We start from the raw sequence: 15983 nt of genomic DNA on the forward strand, positions 1-15983 counted from the left end.
TAGTGACTAGTGACTAGTGACTAGTGACTAGTGACTAGTGACTAGTGACTAGTGACTAGTAACCGCTGTTGGCTTGCGAAAATGCCGGGGGCTGCGCGGCCAGGGCGTCTCATGCAGGCGCGTCTTAGCTCGCGCTGTTTGCGAGCGTAGCGCCGAAATGAGATGCCCCGGCCGCGCAGCCAGGACCCACCGTACGCTAGATTGTCCCAGATGAGTCATCCCAACTCATTTGGAGCGCGGGCCAGGCTCGCCGCCGCAGGCAACGAATACACGATCTTCCGGCTCGACTCCCTCTCGCGCGTCGCCGGCTCGACCGCCGAGAAGCTGCCCGTCAGCCTCAAGATCCTGCTGGAGAACCTCCTGCGGAACGAGGACGGCGCGTTCGTCCGCCCCGCCGACGTAGAATCGCTCGCGAAGTGGGCGCTCGCGCCGTACGCGCAGAAGGAGATCGCGTTCCGGACGGCGAGAGTGCTGCTGCAGGATTTCACCGGCGTGCCGGCCGTCGTGGATCTCGCGGCCATGCGGGACGCGCTCGCCCGGCTGGGCGGCGACCCCAAGCGCATCAACCCGCTGCAGCCGGTCGATCTCGTGATCGACCACTCGGTGCAGGTGGACGAGTACGGCTCGGACGCGGCGTTCCTCATCAACGCCAACCGCGAGTTCGAGCGGAATCAGGAGCGGTACGCGTTCCTGCGCTGGGGCCAGGGCGCGCTGCGCAACTTCCGCGTGGTGCCGCCCGACACCGGCATCGTGCACCAGGTGAATCTCGAGTACCTCGCGAGCGTGGTGTTCTCCCACCAGTTCGACGGCGAGATGCACGCGTATCCCGACTCGCTCGTGGGCACGGACTCGCACACCACCATGATCAACGGGCTCGGCGTGCTCGGCTGGGGCGTAGGCGGAATCGAAGCCGAGGCCGCCATGCTGGGCCAGCCCGTCTCGATGCTGATACCCGAAGTCGTCGGCTTCAAGCTGCACGGCGAGCTGCCGCCGGGCGCGACCGCGACGGACCTCGTTCTCACCGTGACGCAGATCCTGCGGCAAAAGAAAGTCGTCGGAAAGTTCGTCGAGTTCTACGGGCCGGGGCTGAGCAACCTGTCGCTCGCCGACCGCGCGACGATCGGGAACATGGCGCCGGAGTACGGCGCGACCATGGGCTTTTTTCCGGTGGACGACGAGACTCTCCGCTACCTGCGGCTCACCGGCCGCGATCCCGCGCACGTCGAGCTGGTCGAGCGGTACTGCAAGGAGCAGGGGATCTTCCGCACCGACGCCACACCCGACCCTGTCTTCAACGACACGGCCGAGCTCGATCTGAGCACCGTCGAGCCGAGCCTCGCGGGACCGAAACGGCCGCAGGACCGCGTGCCGCTCAAGATGGCCAAGCAGCTCTTCCGCGAATCGCTCGAGTCCGAGCTTGCGAAAGCGGGCACGCTTCAGGCGCTCGCGACCGTGCGCCAGGCCACGAACGTGTCGGCCGCGCCGGGGCTCGAGCCGAACACCGTCGCCGCTACCGCGGAAGAGCAGCAGCACATGCACGGCGCGGTGCCGGTGGAGATGGACGGGGTCACCTTCCCGCTGCGGCACGGCTCCGTAGTGATCGCGGCGATCACCAGCTGCACCAACACCTCCAACCCGAGCGTGATGCTCGCCGCCGGGCTGCTCGCCCGCAAGGCGGTGGCGAAGGGACTCTCCACCAAGCCGTGGGTGAAGACCAGCCTCGCGCCCGGCTCCAAGGTCGTGACGGACTACTTCGCCAAAGCCGGAGTCACGGACGCGCTCGACGCCCTCCGCTTCCATACGGTCGGATACGGCTGCACGACGTGCATCGGCAACTCGGGCCCTCTGCCCGAGCCGATCTCCGCCGCCGTCGAGGAGCACAAGCTCGTGGTCGCGGCAGTGCTGTCGGGCAACCGCAACTTCGAGGGGCGGATCAACCCGCACACGCGGTTCAACTATCTCGCGTCGCCGCCCCTGGTCGTGGCGTACGCGCTGGCCGGCCGCATGGACATCGACTTCAACACCGAGCCAATCGGTCCGGGCAAGGACGGGCCGGTGTACCTCCGCGACATTTGGCCCGCGCCAAAGGAAGTCGAGGACGAGATCCTTCGCTCCGTCAAGCAGGAGATGTTCACGACGCAGTACGCCAACGTCTTCGACGGCGACGACAACTGGCGCTCGCTCCCGACGCCGACCGGCGACCTGTACGAGTGGGACGCCCAGTCCACGTACGTGAAGAACCCACCGTTCTTCGACGGGATGACGCTGGAGCCGCCAGGCGTGCGCCCGATCCGCGGCGCGCGCTTGCTCGGAAAGTTCGGCGACTCGATCACCACCGACCACATCTCGCCGGCGGGCTCGATCCCGGCCGCGAGCCCCGCGGGCAAGTGGCTGATCGACCAGGGCGTGAAGTCCCGCGAGTTCAACTCGTACGGATCGCGCCGCGGCAACCACGAAGTGATGATGCGGGGGACGTTCGCCAACATCCGCCTGCGCAACGAGCTTTCGCCGGGAAAGGAAGGTTGGTGGACTGCGCTCGCTCCCGGCGGCGAGCCCGTGCCGCTGTACGACGCGGCGATGAGCTATAAGGCCGCGCGCACTCCCTTGCTGGTAATCGCCGGGAAGGAGTACGGCACCGGATCGTCCCGCGACTGGGCCGCCAAGGGAACCGCGCTGCTCGGCGTGCGCGCCGTGATCGCGGAGTCGTTCGAGCGGATCCATCGCTCGAATCTCGTGGGGATGGGCGTCCTGCCGCTGGAGTTCGTGAGCGACGAAACGCGCGAGACGCTGGGTCTCTCGGGCTTCGAGACGTACGACATCGAGGGGCTCGACGAGACGCTGCAGCCGCGCTCCGTGCTCACCGTGCGCGCGGTGGCGTCAGGCGGCGAAGTGAAGACGTTCCGTGCGCGCGCCCGCATCGACACGCCGGAAGAGCTCAGCTACTACCGGCACGGCGGGATTCTCCCGTACGTGTTGCGCCAGCTGCTGCATTGAGCGCGGGCGCGCGATGACGGGAAAGCCGTTCACCGTCGGCATCATCCAGGAGAAGGTCACCGGCGACGTCGCGGCCAACGTGGATCGCGCCATCGAGCGCGTGCGCGAGGCCGCGGGCCGCGGCGCGCAGATCGTCTGCCTCCAGGAGCTGTTCAACGCGCCGTACTTCTGCAAGTCGCAGCAGGTCGAGCGGTTCGATCTCGCCGAGCCCGTCCCCGGCCCTACGACCGACCGGCTGGCCGCGGTCGCGAAGGAGCTGGCAGTCGTGATCGTTGTCCCGCTGTTCGAGCGGCAGGCGGCGGGCGTGTACCGCAACTCGGCCGCCGTGCTCGACGCCGACGGCGAGCTGCTGGGCGTGTACCGCAAGATGCACATCCCGGACGATCCGCTGTACAACGAGAAGTTTTACTTCACGCCGGGTGATGCGCAGACCGCCTCCAACACTACCGGCGGGTTCGCGGTCTGGAAGACGCGGTACGCGACCATCGGCGTGCTCATCTGCTGGGACCAGTGGTATCCGGAAGCGGCGCGCATCACGGCGCTGCTCGGCGCCGAAGTGATTTTTTATCCGACCGCGATCGGCTGGCACCCGTCGGAGAAGGACGAATTCGGCGAGGCGCAGGTGCAGGCGTGGCAGACGGCGCAGCGCGCGCACGCGATCGCGAACGGCGTGTACGTGGCGTCGCCGAACCGGTGCGGGCACGAGGACGAGCCCGGCACCAAGGGGCTCGAGTTCTTCGGCCACTCGTTCATCGCCGATCCCTTCGGCCGAATGCTGGTCGAGGCCGGAACGGAGCCCGAAGTGCTGGTGGCGCAGTGTGACCCCGCCGTGATCGAGTCCACCCGCCGCAGTTGGCCCTTCCTCCGCGACCGCCGCATCGACGCTTACGGCCAGATCCTCAACCGCTACATCGGCCGCTAGCGCCGTAGGCCTCTCCGCACTCCCACCTCCTAACTGCCACACTCCCCACTTGGATTCCGCTGGGATGACACCCGGAGCTTCGGCCCCGCCGCGCATGCCCGCCGAGTGGGAGCCGCATCAGTCGACGTGGATCGCCTGGCCGCACCACGAGCCGGACTGGCCGGGCAAGCTCGAAGCGGTCACCTGGGTGTACGCCGAGATCGCGCGCGCGCTCGCGCAGTCCGAGCCGGTCGAGATCCTGTGCAACGACGAGGGCTCGCGCGATCTCGCGGCCGGGAAGCTCGCGGCGCATCACGTGGACCCCGCGCGCTTCCGGCTGCACATCGTTCCCACTGACCGCGTCTGGCTGCGCGACTCGGCTCCTACGGCGGTCATGCGCGACGGATCGCTCGAGTGGGTCGGATGGGAATTCAACGGCTGGGCCAAGTACGCCAATTATGCGCTCGACGCGCAGGTGCCGGACGCGGTCAGCGACATCAGCGGCGTCCCGCTGCAGCGCGCGCAGCGGCCCGACCGCGCCGGCCCGCTCGTGCTCGAGGGCGGCGGGATCGAGACCGACGGCGCCGGCACTCTGCTCGTCACGGAAGAGTGGTTGCTGTCGAACGCGCAGGTGCGCAACCCGGGAATGACGCGCAAGCAGTACGAGGATGCATTCGCGCGATACCTGGGGATCACTCGTACCGTATGGCTGGGTGAGGGCTGCGTGGGCGACGACACGCACGGCCACATCGACGACGTCGCCCGCTTCACGTCGGTCGACACCGTCGCGCTCGCGTACGAGGAGGATCCGGCCGACGAGAATCACGAGCGCTCGCGCGACAACCTGCGGCGCCTGCGGCACGCGTCGCGCGAGCGCCCGCTGCACGTAGTCAGGCTTCCGTTTCCGGAGCCCGTGATGATGCGCGGCGAGCGGTTGCCTGCGAGCTACGCCAACTTCTACGTCTGCAACAACTCCGTCCTGGTGCCCACCTTCAACGATCCCGCCGACCGCATCGCCATGCACGCGCTGGCGGATCTCTTTCCCGGCCGGCGCGTGGTCGGGATCCACGCCACCGATCTGGTGTGGGGACTCGGCACGATCCACTGTCTGACGCAGCAGCAGCCCAAGGCGAACCACGGGCCGCAGCGGACGTAGCGTGCGCACCGCGGGACCCGCGCCCGCCTACACGGTGGTGTACGACGGCCACTGCAGGGTGTGCAACAAGCTCGTCGCGGCGCTGCGGAAGTGGGACCGGCGCGAAGCGCTCGAGATCATCCCATCACAGACTCCGGGGCTCGACGTCCGCTTTCCCTGGATACCGGAGCGCGCCTTCCCGGATTCCATGCAGCTCGTGCGCGCGACCGATGGCAGGACGTGGGAGGGAGCGGCCGCGGTCGAGCAGCTCCTCGACGTGCTCCCGCGTGGACGCTGGATCGCGTGGATCTTTCGCGTTCCGCTCGTCCGGGGGCTCGCGGACAGATTCTACCGCTGGTTCGCGCGGAACCGCTATCACCTGGGCTGCGGCGTGCACTGCCGGGCCCATCCGCGCCCGGGAAGCGGATAGCTTTTCGGTAGGATGAGAGATTCGGGAAAAGCAGTGGTACTGCTCAGCGGCGGTCTCGACTCGGCCACTACCGCCGCGATCGCGATACGCGACGGGTTCCAGCTGCACGCGCTGAGCCTCGACTACGGCCAAAGGCACGTGGCGGAGCTCGACGCCGCTAAGCGCGTCGCGCGCGACCTCGCCGCCGCGCAGCACGTCGTGGTGCAAGTGGATCTGCGCGCGATCGGCGGGTCCGCGCTCACCGCCGACATGGCCGTGCCGAAGAACGAGGATCCCACGGCTGACCGCATCCCCGTCACGTACGTGCCCGCGCGCAACACTCTGCTGCTCTCGCTCGCGCTCGGCTGGGCCGAGGTGATCGGCGCCTTCGACATCTTCATCGGCGTGAACGCGCTCGACTACAGCGGCTACCCCGACTGCCGACCGGAATTCATCCGCGCCTTCGAGAAGCTTGCGAACGTCGCGACGAAGGCGGGCACCACCGGCGGCACGTTCTCGATCCACGCGCCGCTGATCGACCTCTCCAAGACGGAGATCATCCGGCTGGGAACGGACCTCGGAGTGAATTACGCGAGCACCACGAGCTGCTACGATCCGGATCCCGCGGGACGCGCGTGCGGCGAGTGCGACTCGTGTCAGCTCCGGCGGCGCGGGTTCGCGGAAGCCGGGCTGGTGGATCCCATCGCGTACGCGGGCTGACCGGGCGTGTACACGGTCAAGGAGATATTCTACACGCTGCAGGGCGAAGGCGCGCACGCCGGCCGCCCGGCCGTGTTCTGCCGGTTCGCGGGGTGCAACCTCTGGAGCGGCCGCGAGCAGGACCGCGACTCCGCCGTCTGCACCTTCTGCGACACCGACTTCGTGGGCGTCGGCCCCGATGGCGGAAAGTTCGCGACGGCCGACGAGCTGGCCGCCGCGGTCGCGGCGAAGTGGCCGGCGCTGGACGCGCGTCCGTTCGTCGTATGCACCGGCGGCGAGCCGCTGCTGCAGCTCGACGACGCGGCGATCGACGCGTTCCACGCCCGCGGCATCGAAGTCGCCGTGGAGAGCAACGGCACGCAGCCGGCGCCGGCTGGAATCGACTGGATCTGCGTCAGCCCCAAAGCCGAAGCGGAGCTGGTACTTCAGTCCGGCGACGAGCTGAAGCTGGTCTTTCCGCAGGAGCTGGCGCCGCCGGAGAAGTTTGAGTCGCTGAGCTTCGATCATTTTTTTCTCCAGCCCATGGACGGGCCGGACGTGGAGCGCAACACCCGACTGGCGCTGGAGTATTGCCTGGCGCACCCCCGCTGGAGACTGAGCCTGCAAACGCACAAGTTGCTGGGAATACGATGAACTACTCTTCGCTGACTCACCTCGAGTGCGGCGCGTGCGGCGCCGAGCACGACGCGGCGCGCGTGCAGGGCGTGTGCACGCATTGCGGCAAGCCGCTGCTCGCGCGCTACGATCTGAAGACCGCGGGCGAGACGCTCACCATCGAGTCGCTGCGGGCGCGGCGGAGCGATCTGTGGCGCTACGCCGAGGTGCTGCCGGTTGCGGACGTCGGCAACATCGTCTCGCTGGGCGAAGGGTCCACGCCGCTGGTGCCCGCGCCGCGGCTGGGAGCGGAGCTGGGTTGCGAAGCGCTCTACATCAAGGACGAGTCCGGCAATCCGACGCAGAGCTTCAAGGCGCGCGGCATGGCCGTCGCGGTCTCGCGCGCGAAGGAGCTCGGCGTCTCCAAGCTCGCCGCGCCCTCGGCCGGCAACGCGGGCGGAGCGCTCGCGGCGTACGCCGCCCGCGCGAACATCGAGGCGTATCTGTTCATGCCGCGCGACACGCCGCGCGCCAACGTCATCGAGACGACGTTCACCGGCGCGCACGTACGGCTGGTCGAAGGGCTCATCACCGATTGCGGCGCCGAGGTCGCGCGCGGCAAGGAGGCCGAGGGCTGGTTCGACGTCTCCACGCTGAAGGAGCCGTACCGCGTCGAGGGGAAGAAGACGCTCGGCTACGAGCTTGCCGAGCAGCTCGGCTGGATACTCCCCGACGTGATCGTATATCCGACGGGCGGCGGCACGGGATTGATCGGCATGTGGAAGGCGTTCGCCGAGATGGAGGAGCTGGGGTGGATCGGTCCGGAGCGCCCGCGAATGATCTCGGTGCAGGCCGAGGGGTGCGCGCCCATCGTGCGCGCGTTCGAGAGCGGCGCGCGCTTCGCCGACGAATTCCCCAACGCCGCGACTATCGCGTCGGGACTGCGCGTTCCGAAGGCGATTGGCGATTTCCTCATCCTCGACGCGCTCCGCGAATCGGGCGGCGCCGCGGTGGCGGTGAGCGACGCCGAGCTCATCCAGGGCGCGCGCGACATCGCGCGGCTCGAGGGGATCTTCGCCTGTCCCGAGGGCGGAGCCTGCGTTCCGGCCGTGCGGAGCCTGCTCGCGAGCGGAGCGATCAAATCCGCTGATCGCGTGGTAATCTTCAACACCGCCGCGGGCGTCAAATACCTCGACACCTACACGCAATGACCGAAACAACTCTCCCCGAGCGTGACAGCGCGCTGGCGCTGATGCAGGAGTACACGGCGAGCGAATCGCTGCGCAAGCACATGCTGTCCGTCGAAGCAGCGATGCGAGCCTACGCGGAGCGGCTCGGCCAGGACCCGGAGCGGTGGGGATTGGCGGGACTGCTGCACGACTTCGACTACGAGCGATTCCCGAACGACGCGCATTCGGCGACCGAGGAGCACCCCAGCCACGGCGTGGGCGTGCTCCGCGAGCGGGGATATCCCGCGGACATCCTCGACGCGATCATGGGACACGCGAGCTACACGGGCGTGCCGCGCGAATCGGCGATGGCGAAGACGCTGTTCGCGGTGGACGAGCTGACCGGGCTGATCACGGCCACCGCGCTGGTGAAGCCCTCGCGCAGCGTGCACGACGTGGAAGCGCGGTCGGTGCGGAAGAAGATGAAGGACAAGGCCTTCGCGCGCGGCGTGAGCCGCGAGGACGTGATCCGCGGCGCGGAGGAGCTGGGCGTGGACCTGGATGAGCACATTGCCTTCGTCGTGGAGGCCATGCAGTCGCGCGCAGCAGAGCTCGGCTTGCAGGGAAATGTGACTAGTGACTCGTGACTAGTGACTAGTAACTGCCAAACGACCCCAATGCCGAGACCCTTCCCGCGCTTCCAACCGCTGTTACTAGTCACTAGTCACTAGTCACCAGTCACCAACATGTCACGCAAACCGAAAGCCGCTTCCTCCACGGGCCCCGTGAGCGCATTCGCCCGCCACCACTTCCGCCACTTCAACGCGGCGGCGCTGATCGACGCGGCCGATGATTACGTCGCGCATCTGGACGGCGGCGGGAGGATGCTGGTGACGCTCGCCGGCGCGATGAGCACGGCCGAGCTGGGTCTGTCGCTGGCCGAGATGATCCGGCAGGACAAGGTGCACGCGGTGTCGTGCACCGGCGCGAACCTCGAGGAGGACGTCTTCAATCTCGTCGCGCACCAGCATTACGAGCGCGTCCCCCACTACCGGTCGCTCACCGCCGAGCAGGAGGAGGACCTGCTTCGCCGGCACATGAACCGGGTCACCGACACCTGCATCCCCGAGATGGAGGCGATGCGCCGGATCGAGAACGAGGTGCTGGCGGAGTGGGTCGCGGCGGACCAGAAGGGCGAGCGGTACTTCCCGCACGAGTTCATGTACCGGATCATCCTCAGCGGGCAGCTCGAGGACAGCTATCAGATCGATCCGAAGGATTCATGGCTGGTCGCCGCCGCGGGGAAGAACCTGCCGATGTTCGTCCCGGGTTGGGAGGACTCGACGCTCGGCAACATGTTCGCCGCGCACGTCATCTCCGGCGACGTGAAGAACGTGCACACCGTCCGCACCGGCATCGAGTACATGACGCAGCTCGCCGGTTGGTACACCGAGATCGCGCCGCGAAGCTCGGTTGGCTTCTTTCAGATAGGCGGCGGAATCGCGGGCGACTTTCCGATCTGCGTGGTGCCGATGCTGCACCAGGATCTGAGGCGCGAGAGCGTGCCGCTGTGGGGCTACTTCTGCCAGATAAGCGATTCTACGACGAGCTACGGCTCCTATTCAGGCGCGGTGCCGAACGAGAAGATCACGTGGGGCAAGCTGGGCAAGGAGACGCCGAAGCACGTGATCGAGTCGGATGCATCGATCGTCGCTCCGCTGGTTTTTGCGCTCGTATTAGGCTGGTGAACTACACTGCGTGCTGCGTACTGCGCCCAAACAAGCCAGGGCGCAGCACGCAGCACGTAGCGTCTTTCCCAATTACTTCCCGCCGGCTTCTCCCCGTCTAGCTACCGCCACGGGCATTGCCGCCTCGGGTCGGATCGTCGGCGACCACGAGGGCAACCGCGCGCCGTTCGCCTTTGTCAGCTGGCGCATCCTCCCGCTCTCGACGTCCATCACCCAGATCTCCTTGGTGCCGCCGCGCGTTGACGCGATGGCGATGTGTCGATTGTCGGGAGCCCAGCTCGGGTCCTCGTTCTCGGCGCGGGTGGTCAGCCGCTTCATGCTCTGAGTCCGCACGTCGATCATCCACACCTGCATATCGCCGTTCTGCTGCATGTACGCCACGCGCTGGCCATCCGGCGACCAGTCCGGGCTCGTCCGATAGCTGCGCACTCCCTTGACGCTCGGAGTCAGCTGCTTCTCCTCGCTTCCGTCCAGATTCATCGTGAAGACCTGCGGCGTCATCCGCGTTCCCTGCCACGACCGTGGCGAGATGAACGCGAGCTTCCGCCCGTCCGGACTAAACGAAGGTGAGGACCTGTCGTACAATTCCAGGCTCGAAATGCGGCGCGCCCGGGCTCCTTCGTTCAGATTCGTGATAACCAGGTCCGCGCCCGCATCCCGCGCGTGCGCGTACACTACCGAGCGTCCGTCCGGCGTGTACACCGGAGTCAGGTTGAGTCCACGCGGCGTTGCCGAGAACTCGCGCAAGTCGCCCGTAACCAGATTGGCTTCCACTATCTGTGTGCCCGCGTCGTTCATGTCCGCGAATACCACGCGCGTTCCGCTCGGGTGCCACGAAGGTGAAAGCGCGGTACCGCCCACCGTCGCCGGACGGTTGTTCGCTCCGTCGCTGTCTATCACGTAGAGCTGGCCATTGTAGATGTATGCGACACGGCTCTGCGCCATCCCGCGCTGGCCGGTCAGCCAATGCTGCACTTCGTCCGATATTCCATGTATGGCGAAACGCTGCGCCAATATCGACGACTCCCGCCGAGCGAAATCCTGCGCCACCAGCGAAGGCAGGGCGGCGTCGCGCTGCGCGATGTCCCGCGTGATTCGCGCTCGTACGGTTGAATCTTCCGAAGCCAGTCGGCGCAGCCGCGACTCGCGTCGCGCGGCGTCGGCTTCCGCTTTCCTGCGGTTGCGGTTCGGCGGCCTGGCGGCCTCAGCCGCGAGCGCGTCCCGTTGGGCGCTCGTGCGCACCAGAGCCGCACGCGATTCCAGATCGCGCTGCTCCCATGCTCTGATCACCGAGTCGCGGATTGCCGATTCGCGTGACGGCGGCACTCCCGGCAGAGCGAAGTCCGCCTCGCGCACCAGCGCCTTCGTGGCCACGTCGTACACAGCCACCCGTAGTCCGGTGGAGGTGCGGCGCGGCGCCACGATCGCCTTCACCTTGAGGTTGGCGAAAAAAGAGTAATTGACGCTCCCGCCGGCCGGCGCCATCGGCTGGACGCGGGAAGCCACGATTGCGAGCGGCGTGAGCCGATCGCCGTAGTCGAGGTCCCGCTGAATGATCGTACGAATGGAATCTCCCGGCGTTTCGTCGACCGGTAGCACAACCACGATCGGCTTCGCTGGGGTCGCCGTTGTCGCCGGACGCGCTGTCGATGGACGCGTCGCCGGCGGTCGCGTTGTCGGCCTACGCGTGGATTGCTGCGCGGCGGCGCTTGAAGCGAGCGCGATAGTAACGGCAGTTGCCGCGACCAGATGTCTGCTAAGCATTGTCATCATACCCTGATGGCTGAGAGCCCTGGCGGAGCGGGGGACCCGCACACCGGCCCGGATCAAAAACTGAATCCGGCGTTCCGCTATGCATAGGACACGGGATTCGACGGCCCGTCACGCGTATACTTCGTACACGTCGCAAAGTCGTTTGCACCATCGGTTTAGCGATCCGCAGAATTCGTAACATCAATTCTCACCCGCTCCCACGATCTCGCAAAACGCGATGGTCTTTGCGAATTGCTTTGCGTCTAGCCGTCCCAATAGCAGTCGTTCTGACCGGTTGGACCGAATGACAGCGTGCTTCCCTCTGGCAGCTCCGGCTATTCAGCTCTCCGTGGCAATCACAAAAAAAGACCCGCTTCCGCGGGTCTCCTTCCTTTGCAGTTACAGAAACGCTATTCCCGCGCCGGCCGCCGGGTCAAGGTCTGACACAGCACCGGATACACCCGCGCGCCTTCCGACCTCGCGCGCGGCGGATCCCACGCCATGTTGGAGAGAACGCGGCGGCTCACCGCGGGAACCTCTTCCACCACGCGGCCCTGCGAGGAGTACAGCGTCGCGCTGATTCGCTTGATGCGGATGGGCGAGCACTTGAGTTGGACTTGCTGCACCATGCGCGTGTAGTTGCGGCGGCTCTCCGCGCGACGCGCGGTAGCGTAATCCCAGCGCACGAACACGATGTGCGATCCCTCGTCGGACGTGCGAACTCTGCTGGTATCGAGCGCCACGGTCATCCGCGAGTCGCTGTGGATCGTCCGCCACGCGCTCTGCGCGGCGGCATCGCTCGGGACGAGCATCGCGCCGATCGCTCCGGCAAGGGCAAAACCGAGAAAAGTCTTGGTCATAGTAGGCTGTTGGCTATTGGCTGTTGGCTATTAGCTGTCGATTCACGGGCTCCGAAAGGTATTCCGGGCCGGTCAACTCCTCAAACGCAGTAAGCGGACCAGTCTGAATTCATACCCGAGTCGCCGGTCGATGTGCCCGAAAGGTAAACATCGCCCGCGACTCGTAGCTGGCAGCTTCCCGCTGGCCGCTCGCGGCTTATCAGTTCTATGTGGTAGTTAGCCCTTACCCGACTCTATCTCGCCGTCGGCCGCCTCCCACGCCCGCCAGCCGCCCGCCATCGACGCCACGTTCCGGTACCCCATCTTTTTCAGGGAGTCCGCCGCCAGTGCCGACCGGAATCCGCCCCCGCAATACAGAATGATCTCCGCGTCGGCGTCCGGTATCTTCTGCTCGACGTCGCGCTCGATCACGCCCTTGCCGATGTGCATCGCGCCGCGGGCATGGCCCGCGTCCCATTCCCTGTCCTCGCGCACGTCAACCAGGATCGCGCCCTCCGCGGTACGGCGCCGCGCCTCGGCCACCTCCACCTCGCGCACCGAGGGACGTACGCTCTCGACGAGCTTGAGAAAGCCGGGAGAGTGCGCGACCACCGCCATCAGGACGCGCGGATGTAAGTGAAGCCCTTCTCCTGCGCGCGGCTGATCGCCACCACCAGCCCGGGCACCAGTATCGCGCCCGGAATGAGCGAGCTCTTGAGGTCATTGTACACGTCGGCCGCGACCAGCGAGCGCGCTCGCGCGATCGAGCCCGCGGTGAGGGTCAGCGCCACGTTGCACACGAGCAGGACGATGCCGCGGGCGATCGCCGTATCCATGGAATACGGGCCGCCTACGGCGAAGACGTTCCGCTTCGCCGGCTCCTTCGTGTCCGGGTCGCTCACGTTGATGCGCTTGCCGAGCTCGTACCGGTCCCAGGCGCCGTCGTTCAGCGCGATCGGCAGCGCGGCGCCGTGCACGCCGATGACCGCGGAGACATGGTCGCGAAGCGCGCCGTACGCCGAGCCGTACACGTCCAGAAAGTTCGTCGCCATGAGCATCGCCGCTCCATCTCCCGGCGACGTTGCATGGAAGAGCGCCCGGTGCTCGCCGCGGGCGCGCTGCATCCAGGCGTCGTGGTCGGGATCGGTGAGCGCCGCGGAGACCTGCTGCGCGGCGACCGGCGCCGTCATGCCGGCTATCGCCGCGAGCCCGCCGGAGAGCTGCGCGAGAAAATGGCGGCGTGCGCCGGGGCCCGAGTTCTGCTCTGTCATGTGGAGCTCCGCTGTTGTTGGTGGCTGCCTGTAATTAATCCTGCCCCGCGCCCTGCTGCCGCTTCCCGGCCGCGGCGCGAGTCTCGTACGCCACGTCCGGCGGCGGATCGCCCTTCGGCCAGTCCAACTCCTTCCCCGGAAAATCCGGGCGGGGCCGCGAATTGATGTACGCGGCGACGTCGAACGCCGCCTGCTCGGTCAGGGTCCCGGGCGCGTCGAACGGCATCGCGGCGCGAACGAACGCAGCCGCGGTCCGAACGCGCGCCATCCCCGCGCCGATGTTGTACGACCCGTCGCCCCAGACCGGCGGACCGATGCCGCCGTCGCCGTTCACGCCGTGACACCGCGCGCACGTCGCCAGGAAAATCGCCGCGCCGCGCGCGGTGTCTCCGGGCAGCGGCTGCAGCGGCGGCAATCCCTGCCCCGCTGCTCTCGCGCCCGTCGGCAGTCCCCACGACAGAAACGCGAAATACGCGATCATGTCGCGCAGCGCCGGACTGTCGTGCGGCAGCGCCTTCCCGTTCATGCTGCGCTCGAAGCAGTCGCTGATCCGGTCCTCGATGGTCTGAATTCCGCCGATGCGCGAGCGGTACTGCGGAAACTGGCCGTACACACCCATCCAGGGCATCACGTTCGGCCGCGTCCCGTTGTCGGAGTGGCAGTTGGTGCAGCTGAGCCGGTTGCCGACGTGCTCCGGCAGGCTGTCGCGCGTCGCGGCGAGGAGGGCGCGGCCGCGGCGGATCGAGATTCCCAGCGGCCCATCCGGGATCAGCGAGTCGTGCGGCGCGGTCGCCGCAACCGCCGGCCGCGTCCCGTCCGCGCTGTCCGCCGGGCGCTCGCACGCGGCGGCCGCGAGCAGCGATACGCAGGCCGCCCGCCGCGCGAAGGCCAGGCAACTACGGCTGGAGAGAATCATCGGCGCCATGCAGGATATCTTAGGACGAAGTGAGACTCAGGCGAATCCCTGCACAAGATGCAGCACGCGGAGCGGTTTTTTCAATAGCAGAGGCGCACCATGACGGCCACGAACGACATCCCCGAGCTGGCCGGAATCAGCTCCTACCTGGACGCGGGCACCATCGGCTACTCCGTCGACGACAACGTTCGTCGCCTTGTGCGCTTCCAGTGGGCGGAGCTCTGCATCGCGCGCATTGTCGTCGCGCATCTGCCCGCGACACCGCAGTGGGAGGTCAAGTGCGCCCTCGCGCTCCACCAGTGGGAGTGCACGACGCACGCGGACGCGCTGCGGAGCCGCATCGCCGAGATGCGCAGCCCGGTCCCGCCGCTCGACAAGGCGCCGGACGAATCACTCGCCGCTTTCTTCGAGGAGTTGAAGCGGAGCCGCGGCACGGTCGAGCTGATCGCGGGCGTGTACGGCGTCGCGCTGCCGGCGCTCTGGGCCGCGTACCGCTCGCATCTCGACGAGACCAACCACCTCGTGGACAATCCCACCGTGCGCTTGCTGCGGGCCGCCATCCCCGAGACCGAGAGCGCCATCGCCTGGGGCGATCGCTGCCTGGCCGCGCTCGTGCGGGACAATCCGAAAGCCGGCGCGCTGGCGGAGCACTGGCGCGAGCATCTCGTCGCGTACCTGCTCGGCACGCGCGGGATCGCCGGCGCGAGCGAGCCGGCTGCCGGACGGAGCGAGCTTCCTCCGCCTCGTGCAGCCGGGCCGTTCCAGCCGGACATGCACCCCCGGCGGGACGGGCGGTTCAGCGGCGCGTACAACTTCAACTTCCCGCCGCACGTCGTGTACAACGCCGAGGGCGTGCCGGACGACGAAAAGAACCTCGCGCTCCTGTGCAAGCGCACGCTGGAGATGGACGTGCCGGAGATGATGGCGTCGTTCATGACGGAGCGGCCGGAGCTTCCCTGGGATCTGCAGGTGGATTACTCGCGCCAGCTCTGGGACGAGGCGCGCCACGCGATGATGGGCACTGTCGCGCTGCAGTCGCGTGGGGTCGACTGGAAAGCTTTGCCGCTCAACGTCGGCTTCTCGCTCCGGCTCAACCTGCACGCCACCCCGCTCGAGCGGCAGATCATCCTGTACGGCATCGAGCAATCATTGATGCCCGCGGAAGTCGGCAAGCGCTCGGAGTACGAGACCGCGCGCGCTTCCGGCGACGAGCTGTCGGCCCACTTCCACGACTACGACTGGGCGGACGAAGTACTGCACGCCCGCATCGGCCGCCGCGCGATGAAGCACGAAGGGATCTCCCGCGAGGACGCGCTGGACAGGGCGCAGCAAATCCACGACAAGACGTGGGCCGCGCTGGACGCCTACCGCGACCGCGATCCGCAGGCCGACTGGTGGGCCGACTTCGTCCGCCGCGTGCTCGGCCACGACAGCGCGGTGCGCGACATGACCCTCGGCGATCCGAAGGTGCTCACCGAGTGAAGCCGCGGCTCACGCCGCGGCTCTTCGCTCCTCCTCCATCCGCGTGATCTCGG

General features: G+C 67.4%; 15 protein-coding genes. 10 read left to right on the forward strand and 5 right to left on the reverse strand.

What is annotated here, in order from left to right; all coding sequences use genetic code 11:
- The first annotated feature begins 210 nt into the window (after positions 1-210).
- The 9 genes from acnA to WEA80_11505 all read left to right on the forward strand — a co-directional run bounded on the left by acnA (position 211) and on the right by WEA80_11505 (position 9670).
- Positions 211-2994 (forward strand): aconitate hydratase AcnA, encoded by a 2784-nt coding sequence (gene acnA, locus WEA80_11465; GenBank protein MEX1187198.1) that lies wholly within the window; start codon positions 211-213, stop codon positions 2992-2994.
- A 13-nt stretch (positions 2995-3007) separates the two neighbouring features.
- A complete protein-coding gene (locus WEA80_11470) occupies positions 3008-3916 on the forward strand; it encodes a carbon-nitrogen hydrolase (protein ID MEX1187199.1) in 909 nt (302 codons plus the stop codon).
- Between the two features lie 64 nt (positions 3917-3980).
- Positions 3981-5051: an agmatine deiminase family protein gene (locus WEA80_11475; GenBank protein ID MEX1187200.1), complete on the forward strand. Its 1071-nt coding sequence runs from the start codon at positions 3981-3983 to the stop codon at positions 5049-5051.
- A gap of 1 nt (position 5052) precedes the next feature.
- Positions 5053-5460: a DUF393 domain-containing protein gene (locus WEA80_11480; protein ID MEX1187201.1), complete on the forward strand. Its 408-nt coding sequence runs from the start codon at positions 5053-5055 to the stop codon at positions 5458-5460.
- 12 nt (positions 5461-5472) lie between these two features.
- Positions 5473-6159: a 7-cyano-7-deazaguanine synthase QueC gene (gene queC / locus WEA80_11485; protein MEX1187202.1), complete on the forward strand. Its 687-nt coding sequence runs from the start codon at positions 5473-5475 to the stop codon at positions 6157-6159.
- 6 nt (positions 6160-6165) lie between these two features.
- A complete protein-coding gene (gene queE / locus WEA80_11490) occupies positions 6166-6792 on the forward strand; it encodes a 7-carboxy-7-deazaguanine synthase (protein ID MEX1187203.1) in 627 nt (208 codons plus the stop codon).
- Positions 6789-7964, forward strand: coding sequence for a threonine synthase (locus tag WEA80_11495; GenBank protein MEX1187204.1), 1176 nt, complete (start codon positions 6789-6791; stop codon positions 7962-7964). The genes queE and WEA80_11495 overlap by 4 nt, the downstream gene beginning before the upstream one ends.
- Positions 7961-8569 carry an HD domain-containing protein gene (locus tag WEA80_11500; protein MEX1187205.1) on the forward strand — a complete coding sequence of 203 codons (609 nt, stop codon included), beginning with the start codon at positions 7961-7963 and terminating at the stop codon, positions 8567-8569. The genes WEA80_11495 and WEA80_11500 overlap by 4 nt, the downstream gene beginning before the upstream one ends.
- Positions 8570-8707: 138 nt before the next feature.
- Positions 8708-9670, forward strand: a complete 963-nt coding sequence (locus tag WEA80_11505; protein ID MEX1187206.1) for a deoxyhypusine synthase family protein — start codon at positions 8708-8710, stop codon at positions 9668-9670.
- A gap of 72 nt (positions 9671-9742) precedes the next feature.
- Here WEA80_11505 and WEA80_11510 read toward each other — a convergent pair whose 3' ends face one another.
- The 5 genes from WEA80_11510 to WEA80_11530 form a co-directional block, all read right to left on the reverse strand.
- Positions 9743-11275: a hypothetical protein gene (locus WEA80_11510; protein MEX1187207.1), complete on the reverse strand. Its 1533-nt coding sequence runs from the start codon at positions 11273-11275 to the stop codon at positions 9743-9745.
- A gap of 557 nt (positions 11276-11832) precedes the next feature.
- A complete protein-coding gene (locus tag WEA80_11515; protein MEX1187208.1) occupies positions 11833-12282 on the reverse strand; it encodes a surface-adhesin E family protein in 450 nt (149 codons plus the stop codon).
- A gap of 216 nt (positions 12283-12498) precedes the next feature.
- Positions 12499-12879 carry a rhodanese-like domain-containing protein gene (locus WEA80_11520; GenBank protein ID MEX1187209.1) on the reverse strand — a complete coding sequence of 127 codons (381 nt, stop codon included), beginning with the start codon at positions 12877-12879 and terminating at the stop codon, positions 12499-12501.
- Positions 12879-13532 (reverse strand): hypothetical protein, encoded by a 654-nt coding sequence (locus WEA80_11525; GenBank protein ID MEX1187210.1) that lies wholly within the window; start codon positions 13530-13532, stop codon positions 12879-12881. The genes WEA80_11520 and WEA80_11525 overlap by 1 nt, the downstream gene beginning before the upstream one ends.
- 34 nt (positions 13533-13566) lie before the next feature.
- Complete coding sequence (locus WEA80_11530; protein ID MEX1187211.1) at positions 13567-14457, reverse strand: c-type cytochrome; 891 nt, start codon at positions 14455-14457, stop codon at positions 13567-13569.
- A 90-nt stretch (positions 14458-14547) separates the two neighbouring features.
- On the opposite strand from WEA80_11530, the gene WEA80_11535 reads away from it, so the two are divergent.
- Positions 14548-15930, forward strand: coding sequence for a hypothetical protein (locus WEA80_11535; protein MEX1187212.1), 1383 nt, complete (start codon positions 14548-14550; stop codon positions 15928-15930).
- Positions 15931-15983 lie beyond the last annotated feature (53 nt).

The sequence above is a fragment of the Gemmatimonadaceae bacterium genome (assembly GCA_040882285.1).
Lineage (GTDB): Bacteria > Gemmatimonadota > Gemmatimonadetes > Gemmatimonadales > Gemmatimonadaceae > JACDCY01.

Bases quoted from the DNA above. Each gene is read 5' to 3' on its own strand.
- acnA (MEX1187198.1), top strand. From the start codon at position 211: ATGAGTCATCCCAACTCATTTGGAGCGCGGGCCAGGCTCGCCGCCGCA.
- WEA80_11470 (MEX1187199.1), top strand. From the start codon at position 3,008: ATGACGGGAAAGCCGTTCACCGTCGGCATCATCCAGGAGAAGGTCACC.
- WEA80_11475 (MEX1187200.1), top strand. From the start codon at position 3,981: ATGACACCCGGAGCTTCGGCCCCGCCGCGCATGCCCGCCGAGTGGGAG.
- queC (MEX1187202.1), top strand. From the start codon at position 5,473: ATGAGAGATTCGGGAAAAGCAGTGGTACTGCTCAGCGGCGGTCTCGAC.
- WEA80_11495 (MEX1187204.1), top strand. From the start codon at position 6,789: ATGAACTACTCTTCGCTGACTCACCTCGAGTGCGGCGCGTGCGGCGCC.
- WEA80_11500 (MEX1187205.1), top strand. From the start codon at position 7,961: ATGACCGAAACAACTCTCCCCGAGCGTGACAGCGCGCTGGCGCTGATG.
- WEA80_11515 (MEX1187208.1), bottom strand. From the start codon at position 12,282: ATGACCAAGACTTTTCTCGGTTTTGCCCTTGCCGGAGCGATCGGCGCG.
- WEA80_11520 (MEX1187209.1), bottom strand. From the start codon at position 12,879: ATGGCGGTGGTCGCGCACTCTCCCGGCTTTCTCAAGCTCGTCGAGAGC.
- WEA80_11525 (MEX1187210.1), bottom strand. From the start codon at position 13,532: ATGACAGAGCAGAACTCGGGCCCCGGCGCACGCCGCCATTTTCTCGCG.
- WEA80_11530 (MEX1187211.1), bottom strand. From the start codon at position 14,457: ATGGCGCCGATGATTCTCTCCAGCCGTAGTTGCCTGGCCTTCGCGCGG.
- WEA80_11535 (MEX1187212.1), top strand. From the start codon at position 14,548: ATGACGGCCACGAACGACATCCCCGAGCTGGCCGGAATCAGCTCCTAC.